The organism is Halobellus sp. MBLA0158 (genome assembly GCF_041477585.1).
GTDB lineage: Archaea > Halobacteriota > Halobacteria > Halobacteriales > Haloferacaceae > Haloquadratum > Haloquadratum rubicundus.
The window spans coordinates 2,797,676-2,818,301 of record NZ_JBGNYA010000001.1; the positions used below are offsets into that span (position 1 = coordinate 2,797,676).

17 protein-coding genes and 1 tRNA gene are annotated in these 20,626 nt (G+C 60.8%); 10 read left to right on the forward strand and 8 right to left on the reverse strand.

The annotated features are described in order from the left end of the window. The first annotated feature begins 47 nt into the window (after positions 1-47). Together OS889_RS14210 and OS889_RS14215 are read left to right on the forward strand one after the other, a co-directional pair. Positions 48-2,294, forward strand: coding sequence for a hypothetical protein (locus tag OS889_RS14210; RefSeq protein ID WP_372390850.1), 2,247 nt, complete (start codon positions 48-50; stop codon positions 2,292-2,294). A gap of 64 nt (positions 2,295-2,358) precedes the next feature. Beyond that, positions 2,359-2,871 (forward strand): helix-turn-helix domain-containing protein, encoded by a 513-nt coding sequence (locus OS889_RS14215; protein ID WP_372390852.1) that lies wholly within the window; start codon positions 2,359-2,361, stop codon positions 2,869-2,871. Positions 2,872-2,883: 12 nt separating this feature from the next. Here OS889_RS14215 and OS889_RS14220 read toward each other — a convergent pair whose 3' ends face one another. Beyond that, positions 2,884-3,357, reverse strand: a complete 474-nt coding sequence (locus tag OS889_RS14220) for a DUF6789 family protein (protein WP_372390854.1) — start codon at positions 3,355-3,357, stop codon at positions 2,884-2,886. A gap of 170 nt (positions 3,358-3,527) precedes the next feature. Between OS889_RS14220 and OS889_RS14225 the strand changes: the two genes are divergently transcribed. The 5 genes from OS889_RS14225 to OS889_RS14245 all read left to right on the forward strand — a co-directional run bounded on the left by OS889_RS14225 (position 3,528) and on the right by OS889_RS14245 (position 9,237). Then, complete coding sequence (locus OS889_RS14225; protein WP_372390857.1) at positions 3,528-4,700, forward strand: poly-gamma-glutamate biosynthesis protein PgsC/CapC; 1,173 nt, start codon at positions 3,528-3,530, stop codon at positions 4,698-4,700. Further along, entirely contained in the window at positions 4,700-5,899 is a 1,200-nt protein-coding gene (locus OS889_RS14230) for a Mur ligase (protein WP_372390859.1), read from the forward strand. Before OS889_RS14225 ends, OS889_RS14230 begins: the two co-directional genes overlap by 1 nt. Positions 5,900-6,156: 257 nt before the next feature. Continuing rightward, a complete protein-coding gene (locus OS889_RS14235) occupies positions 6,157-7,266 on the forward strand; it encodes a glutamate-cysteine ligase family protein (RefSeq protein WP_372390861.1) in 1,110 nt (369 codons plus the stop codon). Then, entirely contained in the window at positions 7,256-8,116 is an 861-nt protein-coding gene (locus tag OS889_RS14240) for a type 1 glutamine amidotransferase (RefSeq protein WP_372390863.1), read from the forward strand. The genes OS889_RS14235 and OS889_RS14240 overlap by 11 nt, the downstream gene beginning before the upstream one ends. Positions 8,117-8,211: 95 nt before the next feature. Further along, positions 8,212-9,237 carry a tyrosine-type recombinase/integrase gene (locus OS889_RS14245; protein WP_372390865.1) on the forward strand — a complete coding sequence of 342 codons (1,026 nt, stop codon included), beginning with the start codon at positions 8,212-8,214 and terminating at the stop codon, positions 9,235-9,237. 86 nt (positions 9,238-9,323) lie between these two features. Here OS889_RS14245 and OS889_RS14250 read toward each other — a convergent pair whose 3' ends face one another. Together OS889_RS14250 and OS889_RS14255 are read right to left on the reverse strand one after the other, a co-directional pair. After that, a complete protein-coding gene (locus tag OS889_RS14250) occupies positions 9,324-11,036 on the reverse strand; it encodes an RNA-directed DNA polymerase (RefSeq protein WP_372390867.1) in 1,713 nt (570 codons plus the stop codon). Between the two features lie 462 nt (positions 11,037-11,498). Then, the gene (locus tag OS889_RS14255) at positions 11,499-12,974 is read right to left on the reverse strand and encodes a bifunctional DNA primase/polymerase (protein ID WP_372390869.1); all 1,476 of its coding nucleotides are present in this window, start codon (positions 12,972-12,974) and stop codon (positions 11,499-11,501) included. A 369-nt stretch (positions 12,975-13,343) separates the two neighbouring features. On the opposite strand from OS889_RS14255, the gene OS889_RS14260 reads away from it, so the two are divergent. Further along, a complete protein-coding gene (locus OS889_RS14260) occupies positions 13,344-13,781 on the forward strand; it encodes a hypothetical protein (RefSeq protein WP_372390872.1) in 438 nt (145 codons plus the stop codon). Positions 13,782-14,039: 258 nt separating this feature from the next. Here the strand turns inward: OS889_RS14260 and OS889_RS14265 are convergent, their stop codons facing one another. Next, positions 14,040-14,717, reverse strand: a complete 678-nt coding sequence (locus tag OS889_RS14265) for an SHOCT domain-containing protein (protein WP_372390874.1) — start codon at positions 14,715-14,717, stop codon at positions 14,040-14,042. A 117-nt stretch (positions 14,718-14,834) separates the two neighbouring features. On the opposite strand from OS889_RS14265, the gene OS889_RS14270 reads away from it, so the two are divergent. Then, positions 14,835-15,101, forward strand: coding sequence for a winged helix-turn-helix domain-containing protein (locus OS889_RS14270; RefSeq protein ID WP_372390876.1), 267 nt, complete (start codon positions 14,835-14,837; stop codon positions 15,099-15,101). Between the two features lie 93 nt (positions 15,102-15,194). Beyond that, on the forward strand, positions 15,195-15,470 hold the full coding sequence (locus OS889_RS14275) for a hypothetical protein (RefSeq protein WP_372390877.1): 276 nt from the start codon (positions 15,195-15,197) through the stop codon (positions 15,468-15,470). Positions 15,471-15,533: 63 nt separating this feature from the next. On the opposite strand, the gene OS889_RS14280 is transcribed toward OS889_RS14275, so the two are convergent. From OS889_RS14280 to OS889_RS14295, 4 genes are all read right to left on the reverse strand, one after another. Next, a complete protein-coding gene (locus OS889_RS14280) occupies positions 15,534-15,821 on the reverse strand; it encodes a hypothetical protein (RefSeq protein WP_372390879.1) in 288 nt (95 codons plus the stop codon). 497 nt (positions 15,822-16,318) lie between these two features. Further along, positions 16,319-16,391, reverse strand: a tRNA-Pro gene (locus tag OS889_RS14285). A gap of 69 nt (positions 16,392-16,460) precedes the next feature. Next, positions 16,461-18,311: an SLC13 family permease gene (locus tag OS889_RS14290; protein ID WP_372390881.1), complete on the reverse strand. Its 1,851-nt coding sequence runs from the start codon at positions 18,309-18,311 to the stop codon at positions 16,461-16,463. Between the two features lie 230 nt (positions 18,312-18,541). Further along, positions 18,542-20,599, reverse strand: a complete 2,058-nt coding sequence (locus OS889_RS14295) for a DEAD/DEAH box helicase (RefSeq protein ID WP_372390883.1) — start codon at positions 20,597-20,599, stop codon at positions 18,542-18,544. Positions 20,600-20,626 lie beyond the last annotated feature (27 nt).

The window sequence follows — 20,626 nt, forward strand, 5'->3', positions numbered from 1 at the left end:
ACAGCGGCGCGGCGACTCGCGCCGCACCAGAGACAGAATTCAGACCTGTGACCGACGACCACCCGTCGCTCCGCCGTCGCACGCTGCTCGCCGCGCTCGCCGGCGCGGGGACCGCCTCGGTCGCCGGCTGTTCGTTCGCCCAGCGGGAAGGAGACGGCGGAACGACCGCTGCCGACGAGGAGACCGCGCGCTCTCTCGCCGAGCGCTTCGCGCCGACGCTGTACTTCGACGCCGGCGAGCGATGGTTCCCGACTGATCCCCGCCCGTACGCGAGCGAGTCCGACGAGGGCGTCGTCGTCGACGGCTTCGACGCGCTCGACGGCTACCACGAGCGGTACGCGTCCGCGGGCGAGCCGCCGAACCGGACCCTCTTCTACAACGCCGTCGAGTACGCGGACTCCCCCCTCGCAGTCGTGCAGTTCTGGTGCTACGCCGCGTTCGATCAGTTCACCACGAACTTCCACTGGCACGACTGGGAGGTCCTGCACGTCTTCGTCGACACCGACACCGGCGACCCGCAGCTCTACGTCGCCAGCTCGCACTCGCGGAAGGTGCCGAACAACGAGTTCCTCGATCCGGATCCGGCGATCGGCCCGCGGATCCTCTCGGAACTGGGCTCGCACTCCAGCGCTCTCTCGGTGAACGACGAGCCCGACCAGTTCCAGCGGCTCCCGGGCGCGGACCTGCTCGCGGACATCACGAACTCCGCCATCGGGACGGTCGAGGACGTCGCGGAGCTGCCGCTGGCGTACGGACTTCCCCGCGACGAGGGCGCGCGTCTCCCGTATCTCGTCCCCGAGTACGAGGGCGAGCCGGTGTACGAACACGACCGCCTGCCGAACGTCGACCGGGAGTCGCTCGTCCCCGAGGACCTGACGGTGCGCTCCTTCGAGTCGCTGTCGTCCCCGCCGACGGACCTCCCCGAGCGCGAGACGGGCGCGGTGCTCTACCACGGGGACCGGGAGGCGCCCGAGAGGGACGCCGACGCCTACGCCTACGATCTCGTGCCGACGAGCGAGCTCGAACACATCACGGCGTTCACGGGGCCGCAACTGAGCTTCGAGTTCGACGTGCCCGAGGCCGTCGAGGACGCCGTCGCGAGCCACATCACCACCGCCGGCGTCCCCTGGACGCAGTCGCGCTACGAGAACCCCGCCGCCGACATCACCGATCCCACCCACCGGGCCGCGCTCGCCGAGCGGTACGACGCCATCGGCGACGCCGCGCCGGTGAACACCGTCGTCTCCCGCGTCGCGGAGACGATCAGCAGCGACGACGCGCCCGACGGCGAGGGGCTCACGACCCGGCCGACGACCGTCGAGGCCGTCGCGCTCCTAGAGAGCGACCCCGAAGCGGTGCCGACCTTCCTGGGCGTCGCCGTCGTCGACGACGTCCCCGCGGGCGACCACCGGCTCACCGTGAACGGCCCCGGGTTCGCCCCGTACAGCGAGCGGGTCGGCGTCGGGACCGAGAGCGGGGCCGGAACCGAGACAGCGACGACCGAAGCGGGCACCGAAACAGAGACGACCGAATCGGGCACCGAGACGGCGACTGCGACGCCTGCCGACGCGTCGGCGACGACCACGACGGAAGGAGACGACGGGGCCGGCGAGCCGTCCACCGATCCCGGCCGACGCGTCACCGCCGGAGGCGTCGCCGGCGAGGTCCCGCTCGTCGCGCGGGAGGACGCCCGGAAGCTCGAAGTCGACGCGGAGGGCACCGACGCCGACCTGACCGCGCTCGCGGTCGAGGACGACTTTGCCGGGCGGCTCTACGAGTCGCCGCTGTCTGGGTCGGACGCGGTCTACGTCCACCGCGGCGGCGCGTACACGGCCGAGGTCCGCGATACCGCGGGCGCGATCGGCGCGTTCCGCGTCAATCCCGATCCGGACCCCGAAGGCGACGAGCGCATCCGCATCGACGAGCCCGAGACGGGGAAGGCCTCGCTCGCGTCGTTCCTCGCGTCGATCGCGACCGAGACGGCCGACGAACTGGAGGCGCTCTTCGACGGCGAGGTGACCCTCGACGGCGCGGCGAACGCCCTCCGCGGGCTCGTTCGGGCGTTCGCCGCCGTCGTCGAGGCCGCGACCCGGGCGGTCGAACGGGCACAGGCGGGCGACCGCGCCGGGACGAACCGCCAGCTCCGGGCCGTCGCGGACGCCCTCGAACGGGCCGTCGAGCGGATCGACGACGCGAGCGACGCGGTCCCGGAGACGCTGGCGAACGCGGCCGCGAACCGCGTCGAACAGGCCCAGCGACGGGTCGAGCAGGCGCGTCGCATCGAGAAATTGTAGCGGGGTTGTGCGGCGGCGCGGGAAGCCGCGACGCACCTTTGTGAGCGGTAGTCACACGGAGGGTATGGCGCGAACCGATCCGCCGGCGCTGGTCCGATGTCCCGCCTGCGACGCCCTCGCGATCGGATCGGCAGACGTCACGTGTTGCGACGGAGCGATGGAGCCCCTCGACGCCGACGTCGACGCCGCGGTCGCGGAGCCGACCCTCGATGCCCTCCTGGAGACCGTCTTCGGCATCTCGGAGACGGAACTGGAGCTCTGTCTGTGCGTGATGGAAGACGGCGACGCGACCGTCGCCGAGCTCGCAGAGCGGGTCGGCGTCGACCGGAGCGTGGTGGCGCGGCACCTCGCCGACCTCGTCGAGATCGGCGTCGTCGAGCGCGAGCGGCGGCTCCTCAGGCAGGGCGGCCACGTGTACGTCTACACGCCCGTCCCGGAGGCGACGGTCCGCGACAGGCTCGCGGCCGCGTTCGCCGCGTGGGTCGAGGCCGCGGCGACGGAGTTAGATGCGGTGAGCCGCGAGAAGATCGAGGCGATGACCGACCGCGGCGACGACTCGCAGTCGGTCTTCCGGTAGGTCGAGGGACCGTCAGAGCCGATCCCGCGCGGCGGCGTAGACGCCGCCGAGGACGGCGCCGTAGACGACGTGCCACAGGAGCGACGGCGGCGCGAAGTTGGGGAACGGCGGCGAGGCCGGCGAGCCGACGGCGCCGAGCCACACCGGCATCAGGACCGCCGCGAGGACGGCCCACGTGACGACGCCCCAGCCGACGCCGGCGGCGACGAGCCGCCCCGGCGAGTCGAGCGCGAGCGCTCCGGCCCCGCCGGCGAAGGCGACGCCGAGGACGGCCCCGTGGGAGAGGTGGACGACCAGCCCGGCCGCGGGGTTCGCCGGCGGGGCCAGCGCGTACAGCGAGGGGATCGCCACGGCGAGCGTCGGGGGGTTCATCGCGAGGATCAGCGCGCCCATCGCGGCGGCGCCGACGACGCCGCCGAGGACGCCCGCCTGCCAACTGCCGGGGAGCGATTCGGTCGCGGTCGCGGTCTCCGATTGCGTCGACATACGGATCGGCGTTGGGCGCGGCGGTCACTAAGCGCCGCGAGGGTGTTCGCCGCGCGCCCGGATTCCCCCAAAGATCAAGTGGGTGGTCGACCGCGCCGCGGCCCACGTGAGGCGGCCGTAAGCCCCCGACCACCGGTTCATTTATGCTCCGGGTGAGAGACGACACGTCCGTGATCGTCGCGACGATCCTCTCGGTGCTCGGGTTCGTGCTGGCCGCCGCCGTCACGCAGACGAAGGGGCTCCGGCTCGGCGGGGCGATACTGGTGCCGACGCTCGTCGTCTACGCGCTCAAGGACTTCGAGACGCTGCCGATCTTCCTCTTCAGCACGGCGGTCGCCTACCTCGTGCTGTGGCAGGCCAAAGAGCGGACGCTGGCTTACGGTCGCGACGAGTTTCTCATCGCCATCGGAGCGGGCGCGCTCATCCCCGTGGCCGGGTTCCTCGTGATCGCGTGGGTGTCGCCGGGGTTCGTCGAGGTCCACCCCCTCGTGTTCGCCGGCAGCATCCTCCCCGGGCTGGCGGCGTTCAACGTCTCCCAGACGAAACCGGAGTACCGGCGGCAGGACCTCGCGTACCTGTCGGCCCTCGTGGTCGGCCTCGTCCTCCTCGGCTGGCTCGTGATCCGACCCTGGACGGCGCGGCACGTCGCCGACCTGACGCCGCTGGTCCTGTTCGCGAAGACGTCCGACGTCGCCGTGCTCAACGGGGTCGTGGTCGAGGGCTACCTCGCGCCGAACATCATCGAGCGGCGGGGCGTCATCGCCCTGTTCGTCCTCGGGGCGGCGATGGCCGAATTCGTCCGCCGGCAGTTCGGCGTCCGGATCGGCATCATCTCGATGGCGCTCCTGGCGCTTTTCGCGCTCGTCTCGCGGTGGCTCCTCGTCCTCTTCGTGCTCTCGTTCGTCGTCTCGCTCCTGGCGATGCACCTCGTACACCGGGCGACGCTGCTGTACGGTCGCGTGCTCATCAACATCGGCTGTGCGGTCGGATGCCTGGCGGCGCTGCTTTTCACGACGCAGTTGCCCATCATCCGCGGCTTCTCCGCGCTCTTCGTCGGCGTCATCGCCGGCGTCGACGCCTACGCGGTCCACGCGACGCCCCCCTACGAGCGCCGGATCCAGCCGTTCCTGGCCGGGGCGGTGTTCCTCGGGATGGCGCTGCTCCTGCGGACCGCCGTCGAGCCGTTCCGTCGGGGGCTCTTCCAGACGTTCTCGCTCGTCCACGTCGCCGTCGGGGCCGTCGTGATCCTCGGGTGTCTCCTGGTCGCCTACACCCTCTCCGTTCCCGAACCGGACGACGAGGACGTCCTCTCGGCGTCGGTGCTCTCGGGGGGTGAGGGCTGATGTTCCCCTTCGACGGGACCCTCACCTACGGCGGCCGCTCTGTCGGCGGGGCTGGCCCGCTCGAACGGATCCGGTCGTTCTTCGGGCGAGGTGGGGCCCACCGCGAACTGCTGGCCGACGCGGACGTCCGCATCAGCGTCTCCGGCATCCGGGGCAAGTCCTCGACGGCGAAGCGTCTGGGGGCGCTCCTCAGCGACCGCGGCTACGACACCTACACGAAGATCACCGGCGATCACCCGACCTCGTTCCACAACGGGCGACAGATCCCGATCCAGCGTCGCGGCCCGCGGGTGACGCTGTACGAGAACCTCCACCTCGTCAGGGAGTTCCTGCCGCAGCTGACTCAGACGCACCCGAAGGACGCCGTGATTATGGAGAATCAGGCGATCACCGAGTACACGATGCGGATGGTGAACGAGCAGTTCCTCAAGCCCGACGTCCTGCTGTTCTGCAACGTCCGCCAAGACCACAACGACACGCTCGGCAAGCGCCGCCAGACCATCGCGCGCTCGTTCGCGCGGTCGGTCCCGGAGGGGTGTCACGTCATCAGCGGCGAGCAGCACGGTGTCATCCACGACTACCTCGAAGACGAGATCGAGGCCCGCGGCGGGACCATCGAACAGGTGTCCGTGCCGGACCGCCACCGGAGCCTCACGGGCGCGGAGACGATCCACGCGCTGAATCACGTGCTCGACTACCTCGACGAGCCGCCGATCCCGGACGCGGAGCTGGACGCGATGCTCGAAGACATCCAGCCCGAGTGGACCGAGCTGCCGGGGGGACGGGTGTTCAACGCCGCGAAGGTGAACGAGATCGAGAGCACCGAGCTGTTCCGCCGGCAGCTCGCCGGCACGGGCGACGACGCGGAGCTCGTCTGTCCGTTCGTCTTCCTCCGGCGGGACCGCCGCGGCCGGACGGCGTCGTTCGTCCAGTACATCAACATCCTCGCGGACCGCGACCTCATCGATCGGGTCCACGTCGGCGGCGCGTACACGGAGGTGTTCGCCCGCCGCGTCGACGTCCCGGCGACGCGGCACGACACCGACGCGACCGACCCGGAAGACGTGCTCGACGCGCTGCTCGCGACGGGGCAGCCGGTGATGTTTATGGCGAACACCGTCCACCCGTTTATGCGGAAGCTCGCGACCGAGGTCGAACGGCGCGAACACGGCGGAACGGTACCGCTACCGCCGTACTGAGGCCGGCGGCGTCTCTCCCGGAACAGATATTGTGAATTTCGTCGAATACCGCAGTATATAAGATGTTCGTTTTTCTTTCACCCCCAGATAGAAACGAACAGTGGTAAATTTCGCTCAAAACATTTACATCGAAGTATACGAAACAGTGTGGTATAGTATGCTACTCCGTGCCATATCTGGAGCACAGCGGTGCCGGACTGGTCGGGCCGCCCGGGAACGGCATCCGAGATTCGCTGGGTGACGGGCCGAGGTCTACTATGTCAGCCACCGAATCAGCGCCGATCCGGCGGAGCATCGAAGTCGAGTACTGGGTCGTCGACGAGACGGGGCGGTTGACCGAGCCCGGCGATCTCGCGTCCGCGACGGGCGCCGAGCGGGAGTTCGTCGAGCCGCTCTTGGAGATCAAGACCACGCCCTGCGAGTCGGCGGCGGCCCTCAGAGCGGAGTTGCTCGAACGGATCCGCGAGGTGCTCCGGCTGGCCGAGGAGCGCGGAAAGCGGCTCGTCCCGCTGGCGACGCCGGCCGCCCGCGAGGAGATCACAGAGCTGGACAGCGAGCGCACCAGCGTCCAAAACGAAGTCGTCGGCGAGGACTTCGAGCACGTGCGACACTGCGCGGGGACCCACATCCACGTGGAACAGCAGCCCGGCTGTGCGGTCGATCAGGCGAACGCGTTCGTCGCGCTCGACCCCGCGCTGGCGCTCGTGAACTCCTCGCCGTACGTCGGCGGCCGCCGGGTGACTGCGGGGGCGCGCTCGGAACTGTACCGTCGGCGCGCGTACGCGACGATGTCCCACCAGGGCCGCCTGTGGCGGTACCTCGACGACACCGACCAGTGGGATCGGCGGCTCGAACGGCGGTACGAGGAGTTCGTCGCGGAGGCGCTGGCGGCCGGAATCGACCGGCAGACGGTCGAGGCGAACTTCTCGCCGGAGAGCGCGGTGTGGACGCCGGTGCAACTTCGAGCCCGGTTCGGCACCGTGGAGTGGCGCTCGCCCGACACGGCGCTGCCGTCCCAGGTGCTCCGGCTGGCGGACCGACTGGCCGCGATCTCGGCGACCGTCCGCGACGCGGAGGTGCGGATCGAGGGCCAGCGGGGCGAGGTGTCCGACGAGGCGGTCGTCCTCCCGGAGTTCGCGACCGTGCTCTCCCACGTCGACGACGCGATCGAGAAGGGCCTCGCCTCGGAGTCACTTCGGCGGTATCTCGACCGGATGGGCTTCGACGTCAATGCCTACGATCCCCTCACGCAAGAGGTGGATCGAGGTCGGGAGCTGTCGGACGCGGCGGCGCGGGAACTCCGGCTGGAATCCGCCGAGCGACTCGAACGCGACGCATTCCGACGGAGCGCGATCAATGCGGACTGAGATCGGCGACCGAGACCGAGAGACGATGCGCGCGGACGCGGACGGAGATCCGAACGGAGACGAAAAGGGGAACGACCGGCACACCAGCGGCGGCGCCGACGACTCGGCGACCGAGGGGACGAGTATCGAGGAGCGACGGCCGAGCGAGCCGCAGGGCGACCGCCCGCGGATCGCGCTCCTGAACGCCGCGCAGCTCGCGGAACCGACGCGGCGGAATTTCCGGCGGGTGTTGGACGCCGACCTGACGGCGTTTCACGCCCCGTCGGGAGAGCTCCCCGAGAGCCTCCGCTACGACGGCGTCGTCATCACGGGGTCGTGGGCGTCGGTCTACTGGGACCGCGAGTGGATCGGCCGGCTGAAGGCGTGGATCGGCGACGCCGTCGAGGCCGGCGTCCCGACGCTCGGCGTCTGCTACGGCCACCAGCTGCTCGCGGACGTCCTCGGGGGCCGCGTGGCATCGATGGACGAGTACGAACTCGGCTATCGGACCGTCGAGCAGGACGGCGAGAACCGCCTGCTCGACGGCCTCGACGAGACGTTCACGGTGTTCACCTCCCACTCCGATCGGGTCGTCGAGGCCCCGCCGGGCGCGACGGTGTTCGCGAGAAACGACTACGGGATTCACGGCTTCCGTCGCGGCCGCGTCTTCGGCGTCCAGTTCCATCCGGAGTACGATCCGGAGATGGCCGAGCGCGTGACGCGTCGGAAGGACGACCAACTGCCCGACGAGCGGATCCGATCCGTGCTCGACGGGATCACGCCGGCGAACTACGCGGCCGCTCGCGAGGCGACGCGGCTGTTCGACAACTTCACCGAATACGTGCTGGACGCATCACGAAGAACGGAGTAGTGCGGATGGGACCGCCCGGATTCGAACCGGGGTCACGGGATCTATTCGGCTTATACTGGCTCTCGCGGGCGCTAATGGGCGCTTCGGAGAAAGCTATGAGCGAAGAACTCGAACCCATTTCGCCTGCTGAGGCGAAGGAGATGTACCTGAACGCGAGAGAGCACGAACTATCACAATCCTCTCTCGACAGCTATCACTACCGACTGAAGCATTTCATTCGGTGGTGTGAGGAAGTCGAGGGAATCGAGAATATGAACGACCTCTCCGGTCGAGATCTACAGCGGTACAAGACTTGGCGGAGAGACGACGGCGATTTGAAGCCGGTGACCTTGGATGGCCAACTCGATGCGCTTCGGGTTTTCATCCGTTGGTGCGAATCCATCGACGCAGTTGAACAGGATCTTCACCAGAAATTCAAAGCGCTGATGCCGAATCTCAATAGAGGCGATCAGCAATCTGAGGATATCCTCACGACCGATGAAGCAGAGATGCTCCTCGAATACCAGCGGAAATTTGAGTACGCTTCTCGATCCCACGTTATCATCGAAATCTTGTGGCATACCGGGATTCGCCTCGGAGCGCTTCATTCTCTAGACGTGGATGACTACGATCCGGAGGCTGAACGGCTGGAGTTCCACCATCGACCTGATTCAGGGACGCGACTGAAAAACGGCTCCGAGGGCGAGCGAATGGTTGCTCTTGATGCAGATGTTTGTCGTGTCATCGAAGATTGGATCGAATACCATCGCCACGACGTAGAGGACGAATATGGGCGGGAACCCCTAATCACGACGAGAAACAGCCGACTCAATAAGACGAATATCAGAGATGCGGTCTATCGGGTTACTCGCCCCTGCTACTATGGGGAAGATTGCCCGAAGGGACGCGATCCTGACGACTGCGAGGCTACCACTTACCCAGACTACTGTAGATGTCCGGTGAATGTATCAACTCACGCTATCCGCCGGGGATCAATCACTCACTTCCTGACCGAAGATGTGCCCGAGAAGGTTGTTTCTGATCGAATGAATGTGGGGCAGGACGTTCTGGACAAGCATTATGACAAGCGCGATGAAGAGGTGAAGGTCGAGCAGAGACGAGGATATCTTAACAATATCTAATCTCTCTTTTGTGTCCGGTCACGAAATCCCTCTCCGCATCATCTTATTACCGTGGCTAAGAGCTCAAAATCCATATTCTAAGAAAGTTAGGTGGTGTGTGAGTCACCAGTTTTGATCGCCATATCTACCAGTTCATAATTACCCTCTATGTGATCATAGAACTGCTTCCGTCTTCCCAACTCATATTGTCTTAATGAATACGCAATTACAGCCTTAGTAAGCTCTCGCTCGGCCTCTCCATAGAGTACCTCAATACGTTCCCAATCAGAATAATCACCATACTCAGAGAGTATAGCAGTAGCATATTCTCGACTTTCAACCAATTCATTTCTTCTCCCGATCACTTGACGCGCACAATGAATAACTTCCGTTGAATTGAATTCTTCCTCAAAGAGCCACCTAAGTATCAGGAAATTGTGATAATTGTATCTCAATTCCTGATTAGCAACCGCTGATGCCATCCTTGCCGCGACCTCATCCTTATTGGGAAGATATTTGAAATAGTTATATAAGATCCTTCGAACATCTGCCTGACCATCTTTGATATAATCAATACAATAATCAATCGCAATCGTATCTTCTGCTTTTCCTAATCGGTTAATTATATATCTAAAAATATGAGTGTCAACATCTTTGAATTCTTTATCTTGGATGTGGCGTGAATATGCTTCTTGCAAATATTCCCGCTGCTCTTCAGTTATTTCATCATCTGAATCGTCAGCAGTTTCCGCCGAATCATCCTCTTCAGGTGGTAGACCCCCATCAGAAACTGTTTCACGATCCTCCGACTCGGTACCGTAAGGAATTGTACCACCACTTACCGTGCGTGCATACTCTGCAGCAGCTTCGGCAAGTGATCGATCCGTAGTCTCAGTATCTTCTACCTCATCGGAGTCATCTGCCTCTTGATCCCCCAGTTCTTCTTTTATTTGCTCAAAGGTCGCCTCCGGCTCGGCATAGGCCTGAAGAGCATCTATTGATGGCATAATTTCCGTCTTTCCTGATTTCATATTCAGGCCTCGTATTCTGAATTCACGCTCCAGAAGGTTCTGCGCTTCAATTGCTGCATCCCGGGAGTCACAGAATATAACAAAGTCATCGTTGTATCGGACGTGATCAAATCCGTTATTCTTGAGCCGTCTGTCTACCCCATCCAGATAAATTTCTGCAAGTATATCTGAGGGGCCATAGCCCTGTGGGACACCCCGCTTACGTGGGTCTGCCCAAGGCCGGATTAAATGCCTAATTTCGTTTCCAACGTCTTGCCGATCAGTGAATTGTTTGAAAATTGATGTGACCCTCTCAATATCGATATTTTCATAAAATCCAGACACATCCGTTTCCAATACATATTCGTTCTCTTCTGCAAGATCTATTTTCTTTTCTTGCATTTCTTTCCAATAGGGCTTCTCAAATTCATCCCATTGATTGCTATCTTCAATATCCTCTCGAAGTATATGCGAATAGCGACATTCTCCAGCCGACCATTCAATTGAAGAACGCAATTCATCAAAGACTTCTAATATCAAAGCTGAATATACAACCAAATCTTCAGGATGTAGTACGCTAGCAGGGCGAAGATGGTAGTCCCTTTTTGGGACATCAATTATTCGTGGGGAGCGTGGATCAAATTCACCACATTCAAGAGTTTCTCGTAGATCTTCAAGCCAATCCTCCTTCTTATGCTCTAAAACACGGATAATATACGGGCTACTGATGAATGAATTCATATAGTGGCTATAATCTCGCTTCGTCTTCCTCCAAGCGAGGGTTAAATTCAGGCTCCCCGCGAAGTCCATATACACCCCATTCAACTCAAACACAATGAATTTTAGACCCTCTAAATGCTGATTTCCACTTCTCTCATAGCCGGTATTTATCGACTCTCGTCGCCCAGCGCCATCTTCTTGGATGTCAATTCACGTGATATGGTATGCTCTGCCGATGCAAAGATCACGAATGGCCGAATGGGAGAACCAATACCTACGTTGCTAAGGTAGAGCCAGCTGACCCGCCAAACTATGCGATAATCTGCGGGAATTGCGATACTCACGGGGCACTCTTCCTGAATGAATCAGAATATTATGAATACGCGTATGAGGGGAAGAGGGACTTCTCGCCGACAAAAGCCAATACGTTCAAAATTCGGCTAAACAAAGAGCCTGCCTCCGTTGATCAAGAACGGGCCCCAAGTGAAGAAAATCCTCCCGAAGAGTTGAGCGGGCTTGATCACGACAGCGCAGCGGATTCCGATTGGTAAATTACTCTACGTCGCTTAATTCTGGTTCGTCGGTCCACGAGTTGATCCCATCGGCTTCTTCGGGATCGTATCTTTGGCCGTACTGCAGCACATAGTTAGCATTCGGCGGATCCGGCCAATCGGCAGGATAGTATACCCACGTGTTACCGATTCGGGCAGCCTTCACATCACCATAGATTGCTTGAAGCCGTCGGAAGGCCTCCTCGTAGCTTCTCCGTGTATTGTATCCATCGTCGTGTTCGTACGCTCTATCGATGACTTCCTGCTTGCCCGGGTACTGTTCGTGAATCGCAGGCAATTCGTCGGGTATGCGACCCTCGGATATCTCCGACTCCGTCTGCGAATTCCGCGGGTCCATATCATTAGACAGGAGGGGGGGATTATTGGGGAGCAAATCATTGAGTGCAGTCCAGATGGCGTCGTAGGTCAGTACAGCGTATTCGTTGTTCTCGCGGCGATTTCCTGTACTTTTCTTCTCGACTAGCTGTTTGAATCGCTCTGGATCGAAGGAGTTGAGGGCGTATGTGATGATGTAGCTTCGATAGCTCTCATTTTCGTAAAGCCAGCGTCGTTTCTGTCCATCTTTGGTCCACTGGTGCTCACGGCAGTAGTGTGTATAGGTTCCAGTTGCAATACTGATTGACTCATCGTGATCGTAGTCGCAGTAGTCTCGGAGTGTTCCATAGAGAAGCGAGAGCGCGATAGCATCGTGCGTATTCCTGTCGATTTGGCCATTCTCTTTGAAAAGATCCTCTCCCTCAAAATCGGCAGTTCCTCCCTGCAGGAAATCCATAATAGCGTTGAAAGCGGGGGTCGAAATCTCTTGCAGAGTGTGCAGGGCGAGTTCTCCTCGATCAACAAGTTCGGAATCCGGTGCAGCAATGAGATTATGATTGGGGACCTCTTGATCCCCGTCACTGGTGCAAGCCTCTTGGAGGTCTTCGAAGGAATCCCCGGAGAGTGTCGCCATCGCCTTGTCCGTGTCAATAGTATACTCCCCGATTCCCGTACCTGGGCAGTTTTCTTTGCCTTCGTCGCAGTTCGCGTGATCGATAGTTGAGCCTGGTCCGAGCGCATACCAGCCGTAACGGACACTTCCCCACCAGAGATCGGTGTTCGAGATCTCCTCGTCATCCTCAACGATGTAGTAGAAATGATATCCACCGTGGGCACTTTCAACGACGAATGTTGATGGCAGATCTTTGATCCATTCAGGGAGATCGTCTATAGGTACGTCGATATCGAGGATAACTAATCCGTCGCCACCGTGAACGGTGTAGTTCTCGTCAACAAGACCAGGGAATGTTTGATTCGAGAGGTCGGAATGGCCCTCTTTCTGAGGCTTCTTGGTCCCGTCAATTGCGCTAACACTCCGCTTGACGCGCACCCCTGCTTCGTACAGTCGTTGTTCTATACGACTCTTAGTGTCGCTCTCCGCTCCGGTACGGTTATTGGAATGAGGCTCCGATTTGCTCACGTCGAAGGGTCACCTCCTTCGGCCCGTCTCGATTGAAGCGTCGGGGGTTCCGAGTTGGGCGCTCGCCCCCAGCACTCTTCCCATTCATAATGCTATTCGGTATTTGATGCGAGTTCGTCCGCCCCTTGTTCAAGAAATTGGCTCCAAGTTAGTTCGAGATCATCTTTCACATCACGTGCTTTTTGAATCGAATCCTCGTGCGCTGCGATGTCTTTGTAGTTTTCTGGATATGGCAAACCTGTTAGAATATTGGGGATAGGATCCCATCAAGTGTCGGTTTCCTCAGATGGGCGGAATATGAAAGTACTCCGAAAGTAGTTAATTTTCAGGAAATTCTATCAGGCTTGAATTTCAAACTCAAACTCAATAATGTCAGTGAATGAAGAAAGAACGTCGAATGTCGGCGCTCCAGTCGGGAATGATAATGCAGTCGGTAATCCAGGTGGCGGGGCTCCAATTGGAAACACCAATGCAGTCGGGAATAGCGGTGGTGGTGCGCCCGAAGGGAATGTGAACCGAAAGTCACACGGAGTACATTGTTCTCTGGAAAAGATTGATGAGCGTGCTGAGGGCGAGATAGCTGAATTCATCGATCAGATGGAGAGTCTGATTCGAGAACGAGCTACTGAAGATCCGGGAGCAGTAGCGCGAGAAATTCCTCTACGTATCATCCGCTTTGATCGAGCGGTTCAGTATGTTCAGCAGGAAGGTCTCCGATTAGATGATGGATTTAATCCGATGCTCGCTACTTCACGACGGATTTCGGCCCGCATCTTTCAGGATCTCCAAGAGATAGGGGCGATATAGGCCCGAATCTCTGAATCGCCGTGAATGCTAGTGAGAGAAATCTCTCCCGAGAAGATGATGCTTTCCTCTGCCATCCCCCCTCGGATTGCTTAGAGCCAATGTCAGCCCGCTTAGAATTAATTCTGACCGGATAGAGAGGTCGGAATGGGAATGTGGCCTTCCCCAGGTGTTGTTCGTGCCTGGGTCGATCAGAATTATATACCAGATACCGCGTTACTGGCCGGCGGCGATTTTGCTAAACACGGACTCAACCTGCGATTAGATATCATCAAGTAGTGATTGTTTCTTTTCTTGGAATTCTTCTTCCGTAATTGCGCCATCATCGTAGAGCGACTTGAGTCGGGTAATCTGGTCAAGAGCATCATCTGAATCTTCTTCAGTAGTTTGTTGCCGTTTCTTGCGGAGATAATCGACTGCACTCTCTACCTCCTCAGATCCATACTTATTCTTGGTTTTGGTTGCAGAACAGTGATAGGTTGCGCTCTTCGTTTGAATAGAGAGTCGAATGCCCACCATTCCTCTATTCAAATTGACTGCTGTGACGATATCATAGGGAATGGTATGTTCGTCATATCCGCGAGCGTGGTTTGCTATAACCAGGATTCGTTGAGAAGTGAGAATCGTATATGCACCCCCGATCCGGCGATCACGATCCCAGCCGACGATACTCTCTGATCCTGCGCCCTGTCCTTCCACATCAACGGTTGAGCCATTGAGAAAGTAGTGAGGTTGTTCCTCATCGTCTAATAGGTTGATAGGAGCAACGAACCCATCAAGGACTATCAGGAACGCATCCCGAGTTACTGATTCTCCTTGTGCGCTCTCAACAAGTGTCTGAAGTCGCTCTTCGTCAAAATCGAGTTTGCTTTCGATCCATTCCTCTGTTCGTCGATCAGCTTCGTCGAATTTCTCTTTGATGCTATTCCAGAACCCCATATCAGATTTCTATCTAGTTCATAGAAGATGTAGCTTTCCCTCGCTTCTATAGCTTCTTAGGTAGCCCAATCCATTTTTCCGAAGTCGGCTTTCTGTCGGATAATCCAGTTGCAGTAGATGCGGTATTCCGCCGACTGGATGACTATCGCCGACGAGCGAATCCTCGAATATCTTTCCACCACCGAAACAAGCACGCCGAAGAAGATGGCTGATAGCGGTGATGTTCGATTCTCTCGTCAGTATATCGGTGAGCGATGTCGGAAGTTAGCGGATTATGGAATGGTTCAGCATCTCGGAAATGGTGTCTATCGAATAACCAACTCGGGTGAGGAGTATCTTAGTGGTGATCTTGATGCTGAGGATTTGAGTCCAGATATTGGATAATGATCGGGGTGGTTGAGGGGAACAATGTATCTCAGGTTTGCCGATAAGCAGTTGATTTCATCTTTTTATCAGTTGGTTATCTAATAGTTCGATATGACCGAGGACGAAATCACGGATGAGCAATGGAATATCCTCAGAGTGTTACGACAACATCGTCGAATTCCCGTCCGTGAAATTCATAATGAGCTTACGGAGTTGCCGGAGTCCCGATTTGAGGTCTCGCCTGATTACGGTGAGGGATGGAACGATGAACGAGAGGAAGTTTGGGATCTGAAGTCTGAACTCCACAATAAAGGGCTTATCACAAACGACTATCAAGAGTGGTACCTCACTAAAGAGGGACGAGAGATTCTCTCACGAGAGTCGTAGTGCTAGTAGATCTCTATTGATGTCTGTCGAATTAGTTTTAGAATCTTATTTGCTATGATTCAGTCACTCCTGCGATTTTTTCACGGTCTCAAATCCGAGTTGTTCGAGTAATTCTTCACCCCGATCAGAGTGAAAGTCTCTCCGCTCCTCGCCAGTTGCGTGCGCAATAGCGCGGCCGACAGTGTATTTTAGAGGATATTCAAATCCTCCGAATTTGACGTATCTGCTTCTTTCACCTTTAGATTCGTTCGGATCCATTTCGGCCATAGCTGTGAGAATGTGAATATTAGTGAGAGCAATCGGTTCGTCTGTTCCGGACCAATCTATCGTAGCCGTAGTGAGTTCAGTCATTGCCACGATCCAAGTTTGTGGCTGATATATATTAAATCAATGAAACTTATATTAGAGCTTATGAGGAGAAGGACTCCGCCTGAAGGACAGCAATTGGATTAAATCACCTGTTCTCTGTTCTCTGTTGTCTAAGTCCGGCCGCGAATACTGAGTGCGAAGGAATTGCGGTATAAGCAGAGATAATTCTGAATCAGATGCTTCCTTTAGCTCTTAGGAACCAAATCGCTCTCACGGCAAATATGAGCCGTAGAGAGGATTCTGACCTATCGGAGGCGATGGAAAATTCGGACTCTCGCAGATACGAGGCTCTCAGGGAATGAGTGTGGGAGATACAGTACACGAGTAACTATATCCGGCTTCCGAGTCAAATATAGGGTGAAGCGCCTGACGGCGTCGGGGCGCGAGTAAAGTATGGGTGGAATGAGATCCCGAAATGCGCGAAGAAATCGCTATAAAGCGTCGTGGTCGTGCGAATTTCGAGCGAGTGAAGATTCGGATGGGACCGCCCGGATTCGAACCGGGGTCACGGGCACCCAAGGCCCGAAGTATACCAGGCTAACCCACGGTCCCGCACGTCTCCCTCCAACCGTCACCGAGTAAAGGATTTCGTTCGGCCGCGGCTGCGACCGCGACCGCGGGTCAGAGCCCCCAGATGGCGACGATGCCGACGGTCGTCACCGCGGCGAACACCAACTGCAAGGGGCCGCCGACGCGGATGTAGTCGCTGAAGCGGTAGCCGCCGGGACCGTAGACGAAGAGGTTCGTCTGGTAGCCGACGGGCGTCATAAACGCCGTCGAGGCCGCGAAGGTGACCGCCAGCACGAACGAAAAGGCGTTCGCGCCGAGCGACTGGGCCGCCTCGATCGCGACCGGGATCATCAAGACGACGCTGGCGTTGTTGGAGATGACGTTCGTCAGGACCGCCGTGAGGAGATAGAACACCGCGAGCACGCCGACGAGCGGGAGGACGTCGCCGCTGGCGACGACCACGTCGGCCAACAGCGCCGCGCCGCCGGACGTTTCGAGGGCGATCCCGAGCGGAATCACGCCCGCGAGCAGGAACACCACGTCCCATTGGACGGCCTCGTAGAGCTCCTGCGGACGGAGACACCGGGTCGCCACCATCGCGAGCGCGCCGGCGAGCGCCGAGACTACGATCGGGAGGACGTTCAGCGCCGCGAGGCCGACGACCGCGACGACGATGCCCACCGCGATCGGCGTCTTCGACTCTCGGTAATCGTGTTTTTCGATCTCCTGGGCCACGATGAAGTCGCGGTTAGCGTCGAGGCGCTCGATGCTGTCGGCGGTGGCCTGCACCAGGAGCGTGTCGCCGACGCGGAGCCGGACGTCGTCCATCCGCCGGCGGATGAGTTCCTGGCCGCGCCGGAGCGCGAGCACCGTCGCGTTGTACCGCTGCCGGAAACTGGCCGAGACGAGCGACTCGTCGACGAGCGACGAGCCCGGCGCGACGACGACCTCGACGAGGTTCTGTCGCGACTCGCCCGCTTCGAGTTCGTCCTCGTCGACCGCGGTCGGCACGACGTCGAGCCCCTCCACGTCCAAGAGCTCCACGAGCGTGTCGCGGTCGGTCCGGAGCGCGAACACGTCGCCGGCCTGGATCTGCTTCGGTCCGAGCGGCTCCAAGAAGACCTCGCCCTCGCGGATCAGCTGGATCAGGTCGACGTCGAAGTCGGTCTCGACGAGCGCTCGCTGGACTTGCTGGCCCACGAGCGGGGAGTCCTCGCGGACGACGACCTCGGTGAGGTACTCGGCCATCTCGAACTCCTCGGTGAGGTCCCCCCGGGCCCGGATCCGCTCGGGCGTCAGCCAGCGCCCGACCGTCAGCAGGTACGCCGCGCCGACGATCGAGACGACGATTCCGAGCTGGGTGAACTCGAACATCGTGAAGGTGCGGCCGAGCAGTCGCCCCGACAGATCCGACGCGAGAATGTTGGTCGAGGTGCCGATCAGCGTGAGCATCCCGCCGAACATCGAGGCATACGAGAGCGGAAGGAGGAGCTTCGACGGCGACGTGCCGCCGCGCTCGGCCAAGTCTGTCACCATCGGAAGCAGGATCGCGACCGCGGCGGTGTTGTTGATGAAGCCGGAGATGGGCGCGACGACGCCGATCGTCGCCCCCAGTTGCCGGTCGAGCGACCCCTCGGTGAAGGCGGCGATCCGGGCGCCGAGCCGCTGGATCACGCCCGTCCGCTGGACACCATCGCTGAGGATGAACATCGCCAGGACGGTCAGGGTCGCGGCGCTCGAAAAGCCCGAGAGCGCGTCCGCCGGGTAGTCCGGAAAGAGGACGATCGGCTCCGCCAGCAGTCCGACGCCGACGAGCGACGCCGACGCGGGCTGGATCAGGAGGAGCGCGACCATCACCCCGATCGCGGTGACGTCGACCGGGACGGGCTCGGTCACGAAGAGCACGAGCGCGCAGACGACCACGAGGAAGACGACCAGGATCGCCGGCGTTATCGAGACCACAGAAAGGTGTCGCCGCGGCGGTGCAAAAGGATGGGGGATCCGGACCGACAATTTATATACGAAACGGCGGCCAGATGGCGCGTGCGTTGAGAACGGCCCCGCGCCGGGTCGCGGGCGTGCGGTACGTCGGCGCGGGCACGGGTAGTGTACCGCCTGTTCGCCAGCCAGTCGAGAGCGGCGCCGCCGTCGCCCGCATCACGATCGACAGCGACGCGTTCTGTCTCGGGGCGTCAGCGCTCCTCTTGCAGTTCCATCTCCGCCACGAGGCCGTAGGGGTCGGTCCCCGAGCGGATGAGATCGAGGATGCGGAACGCGTCGCTCGGCGAGAGGAAGTGCCGACAGACCGCCCGGCCGAGGGGCGTGGGCTCGAAGCCGTCGATGAATTCCCACTGGAGGAGCTTGCCGAGCGCGTGCTTCGTGGGGACGTCACCGACCATCCGGTCGTTCAGCCGCTTTGCGCGCTTGCCCGCGACGACGACGTTCGCCAGCGTCTCTTCGGCGGCCGCGGTCTCGTCGTAGTGGGTCAGGACATCCTCCATCTCGCCCTTCAGGAGCTTGAACGCCACCTCGTCTTCGGTCATCTCCATCGAGTTGTGGTAGGTGCAGTCCGGCTCGACGAGCAGGTAGACCGTCCCCTTGTCGTGGTAGTCGGGGCGGCCCGCGCGGCCGAGCATCTGCTCGAACTCCTGGACGGAGAGCCACTCGATGCCCATCGCCAGCGAATCGAAGATCACCTGCGAGGCGGGGAAGTCGACGCCGGCCGCCAGCGCCGCGGTCGTGACGACCGCCGCGAGGTCCTGATTGCCGAACTGGCGTTCGACCCGCTTGCGGCGGCCGTAGTCGAGGCCGGCGTGGTACGGCGCGGAGTCGTATTCGAGCTTTCTGGAAATCTCGTGGCACCGCCGCCGGGAGTTGGTGAAGACGATCGTCTGGCCGCGGTAGCCCTTCGAGGACTTCGAGTCGAACTCCCGCCGAACGAGCTTGTTCACGATGTCGGGCTTCTCGCGACCGTCGGCGAAGGTCACGTGCCGCTCGATCGGCACGGGCCGCTCCTCGAACTCGATGAGCGTCGCCCGCAGGCGCTCGGCGAGCGACTCCGGGTTGCCGACCGTCGCCGAGAGGTAGACGTACTGCGCGCCGTCGTAGCCGCTACGATCCTGGGCGCGCTCCTCGCAGTAGTACTTGAGGCGGCTTATCAGCCCGTCGAGCCGGTGGCCGCGCTCTTCCTCCTTGAGCGTGTGGACCTCGTCGATGACGACGGTGCCGACGTCGCCGAGGTCCTTGCCCGTCCGGAGCGCGTGGTCGATCCCCTCGTAGGTCCCGACGACGATGTCGGCATTCGGATCGAAGCGGTTGCCGTCGTCGTTGATGCGGGAGGCGCCGACCCGGATCGTCACGTCCAGTAGGTCGCCGTAGCGATCCTCGAAGTCCTCGTGCTTCTGGTTCGCGAGCGCGACCAGGGGGACGAGAAAGAGCAGCTTCCCCTCGCCCTTCAGCGCGCGGTTTAGACCCGCGAGCTCGCCGACGAGCGTCTTCCCGGTCGCGGTGGCGCTCACGACGAGCTGGTCGCGGCCCGCGAAGAGACCGTTGTCGACAGAGAGCGACTGCACCGGCAGGAGCGTGTCGAAGCGGTCCTCGACCCGCCGCTGGAGTTCGGGGTGGAGATCGAGTGTGGAGGTTTCCACGAGGTCGACCTCGTCAGTCGTGGCGCTGACGGTGTCGAACTTCGTGAGATCGGGATCGAGGCCGCCGGACAGCAGATTCGAGATCCGATCGAGGTCCTGGGTTTCGAGGAGCAGTTCTTCGAGGCGGTCCTGGGCGGCGCCGGTGAGCCGGCCCGACGCGGAGAAGTCGAGTTCGCGCTCCAGTTCGCGCTTCGCGCAGTCGGGGCAGATGTACTCCCGGTCGGTCTTGACTGCCGTCTCCTCGGTGATGGGCGAGTAGCGCCCGTCGGAGGCGCAGTAGCGGCAGGTCCGGACGACCAAGGCGTCGAGCTGGTAGCCGTCGAGCATCTCCTGGAGCTCTTTTCGGCGCGCTTTCGAGGTCTGCTCGGAGATGCGGATGCGGGAGGCTCGACGCGCGATCTCGACGAACTGGCTCGGGTCCCGCGGCTCCTCGTTCGACCCGCGGACGACCCGGAACTTCGCGGGGCGCGGGCCGGCGCTCGTCTCCTTCAGTTCGAGCCGCGCGCGGAAGACCCGCTCGCCGTCGCGTTCGACGACCGCGAGGAAGTCGTCGCCGGACTCGTGGAGGAAGAGCGTGTCGACGGTCCCGACCTGTTGTGACACGGGTGGGGGTAGGAGAACGAGGTATTT

Excerpts from the sequence above, each read along its gene's own strand:
- OS889_RS14215 (WP_372390852.1), top strand. The coding sequence starts at position 2,359 with ATGGCGCGAACCGATCCGCCGGCGCTGGTCCGATGTCCCGCCTGCGAC.
- OS889_RS14220 (WP_372390854.1), bottom strand. The coding sequence starts at position 3,357 with ATGTCGACGCAATCGGAGACCGCGACCGCGACCGAATCGCTCCCCGGC.
- OS889_RS14230 (WP_372390859.1), top strand. The coding sequence starts at position 4,700 with ATGTTCCCCTTCGACGGGACCCTCACCTACGGCGGCCGCTCTGTCGGC.
- OS889_RS14235 (WP_372390861.1), top strand. The coding sequence starts at position 6,157 with ATGTCAGCCACCGAATCAGCGCCGATCCGGCGGAGCATCGAAGTCGAG.
- OS889_RS14240 (WP_372390863.1), top strand. The coding sequence starts at position 7,256 with ATGCGGACTGAGATCGGCGACCGAGACCGAGAGACGATGCGCGCGGAC.
- OS889_RS14245 (WP_372390865.1), top strand. The coding sequence starts at position 8,212 with ATGAGCGAAGAACTCGAACCCATTTCGCCTGCTGAGGCGAAGGAGATG.
- OS889_RS14250 (WP_372390867.1), bottom strand. The coding sequence starts at position 11,036 with ATGGACTTCGCGGGGAGCCTGAATTTAACCCTCGCTTGGAGGAAGACG.
- OS889_RS14260 (WP_372390872.1), top strand. The coding sequence starts at position 13,344 with ATGTCAGTGAATGAAGAAAGAACGTCGAATGTCGGCGCTCCAGTCGGG.
- OS889_RS14265 (WP_372390874.1), bottom strand. The coding sequence starts at position 14,717 with ATGGGGTTCTGGAATAGCATCAAAGAGAAATTCGACGAAGCTGATCGA.
- OS889_RS14270 (WP_372390876.1), top strand. The coding sequence starts at position 14,835 with ATGCGGTATTCCGCCGACTGGATGACTATCGCCGACGAGCGAATCCTC.
- OS889_RS14275 (WP_372390877.1), top strand. The coding sequence starts at position 15,195 with ATGACCGAGGACGAAATCACGGATGAGCAATGGAATATCCTCAGAGTG.
- OS889_RS14280 (WP_372390879.1), bottom strand. The coding sequence starts at position 15,821 with ATGACTGAACTCACTACGGCTACGATAGATTGGTCCGGAACAGACGAA.